Origin of the sequence: Vibrio sp. V42_P2S4T144 (assembly GCF_009904715.1) — a bacterium.
Taxonomy (GTDB): domain Bacteria; phylum Pseudomonadota; class Gammaproteobacteria; order Enterobacterales; family Vibrionaceae; genus Vibrio; species Vibrio alginolyticus.
Window position 1 is genome coordinate 1 of the sequence record NZ_WXWS01000404.1, and the last position, 2278, is coordinate 2278.

Genomic DNA, 2278 nt, shown 5'->3' on the forward strand with positions numbered 1-2278 from the left:
AATAACAGGGACGCAAAATGCCAAAGGTGGGGATGCCTGAAATCAGAAAACCGCAGCTTGTGAAAGCGACAATGTCAGTGATTGATAGAGTCGGTTTACACGCGGCGAGTATTTCGTTAATCAGCAAAGAAGCCGGTGTATCAACGGGGATTATCAACCACTATTTCGGTGGTAAGCACGGATTGCTGGAGGAAACGATGCGAGAAATCTTGCGTCAGCTTTCGTCCACTATCACACAGAAGTTACGTGAGCTGCCAAGTGATGCTCATCACCAAAGAATTAATGCAATCATTGACGGTAACTTTGTCGGCTATCAGGCAGAAAACCAAGTTGCTAAGACTTGGCTGGCGTTTTGGTCGTACTCAATGCATGACGAGCAGCTCAAGCGTTTACAGCGTGTCAACGAACGACGTCTATTGTCCCACTTAAGAAAAGAACTCAAAGCATTATTAAATGCAGAGCAGGCTGAATTGGTTGCTCATGGTATTGCATCACTTATTGATGGAATTTGGCTGCGCGGAACGCTCAACCCGCAAGGCATTGATGCAGAAAGAGCGAGAATCATCATCAACGATTATCTCGAAAAACAACTTACGTTTTATTCTGAAAAAATATAAAAGTTACAGGTCTTCAAAATGGAAATGAAAGCACACTATATCAATGGTGCGATGTACGACGGGTGTTCAGATGAACACTTCACCACTTACAATCCGGCGAATGGTGAGCCATTGGCCAACATTAAACAAGCGAACCAAGACGATCTTCAAGCAGCGATTGAATCGGCAAAAAAAGGTTTTGCTGCATGGTCGGCGATGACTGCGATTGAGCGCAGCCGTATTTTACACAAAGCCGTTGCCATTTTACGTGAGCGTAATGACGAGTTGGCTGCATTGGAAGTGGCAGATACTGGTAAGCCCATTCAAGAAGCTATCGCGGTTGATGTCACAACAGGTGCCGATGTTCTTGAGTACTACGCTGGCCTTGCTCCAAGTCTACAAGGTGAACAGCAGCCGCTCAGCGACGATCAGTTTTTCTATACACGTCGTGAGCCATTGGGCATTTGCGCGGGTATTGGCGCTTGGAATTATCCAATTCAAATTGCGATGTGGAAATCGGCGCCAGCACTGGCTGCGGGCAACGCAATGATCTTCAAGCCATCAGAAGAAACACCATTAACGGCGCTTAAGCTCGCCGAAATTTATTCAGAAGCGGGCATGCCAGATGGCGTATTTAATGTCGTGCAAGGGGATTACCGAGTAGGACAGATGCTAACGGCGCATCCTGATATCGCAAAAGTTTCATTCACGGGTGAGTCAGGCACCGGTAAAGTCGTCATGAGTGACAGCGCTAAGACACTAAAACAAGTAACGATGGAGCTTGGTGGTAAGTCTCCACTGATTATTTTTGATGATGCGAAGTTAAACGATGCCGTTTCTGCGGCCATGGTGGCGAACTTCTACACCCAAGGTGAGGTTTGTACGCACGGTACACGTGTATTTGTCCATGAAGGTATTTATGACGACTTTATCGCACAGCTTAAAGCCCGAACCGAGCTGTTAGTCGTCGGCGATCCGCTTGATGAGAACACGCAAATTGGCGCGCTAATCTCTAAAGATCATGAATCGAAAGTTCTAGGAGCGATTGAAGCCGCGAAAGCGAGTGGCGCGACGTTACTCACTGGCGGCTACAAAGTAACAGACAATGGCCTAGCTAATGGTAACTTTGTTGCTCCAACCGTATTTGTCGATTGCGATGATGACATGAGCCACGTTCAACAAGAAATCTTTGGCCCGGTAATGTCAGTCCTAAAATTCCGCGATGAGTCGGAAGTGATTGCGCGTGCAAATGGCACAGATTATGGCTTAGCGGCAGGTGTATTTACTCAAAACCTATCTCGTGCGCACCGTGTGATCCATCAAATTCAAGCGGGTATTTGTTGGGTGAACACATGGGGTGACTCACCTGCAGAAATGCCAGTTGGCGGCTACAAGCAATCAGGTGTTGGCCGTGAAAACGGAGTTGAGACCCTTAAGCATTACACACAAACGAAGAGTGTTCTGGTTCAGCTAAGCGACTTCGAAAGCCCTTACAAATGATACTACTCATAGTAGATAACTGACCACTTTAGCTTGTTAAAATGCTCGATAACTACGTTGTCAATTTTGATTGTAGGTTAACTACTTATCGAAAATTTCCGCCTTGTTCTCAAGCATTTTTCCTACGCTAATTTCGTTCACTTATCTAGGGTGATTAGTATTAACTCCTAGGAGAATAAAAA

General features: G+C 46.0%; 2 protein-coding genes. Both read left to right on the forward strand.

The window, feature by feature from the left end:
- Positions 1-17 precede the first annotated feature (17 nt).
- On the forward strand, positions 18-617 hold the full coding sequence (betI, locus tag CAG68_RS13595) for a transcriptional regulator BetI (protein ID WP_017820329.1): 600 nt from the start codon (positions 18-20) through the stop codon (positions 615-617).
- Positions 618-635: 18 nt separating this feature from the next.
- Positions 636-2096 (forward strand): betaine-aldehyde dehydrogenase, encoded by a 1461-nt coding sequence (betB, locus tag CAG68_RS13600; protein WP_025767886.1) that lies wholly within the window; start codon positions 636-638, stop codon positions 2094-2096.
- The last annotated feature ends 182 nt before the right edge of the window (positions 2097-2278 follow it).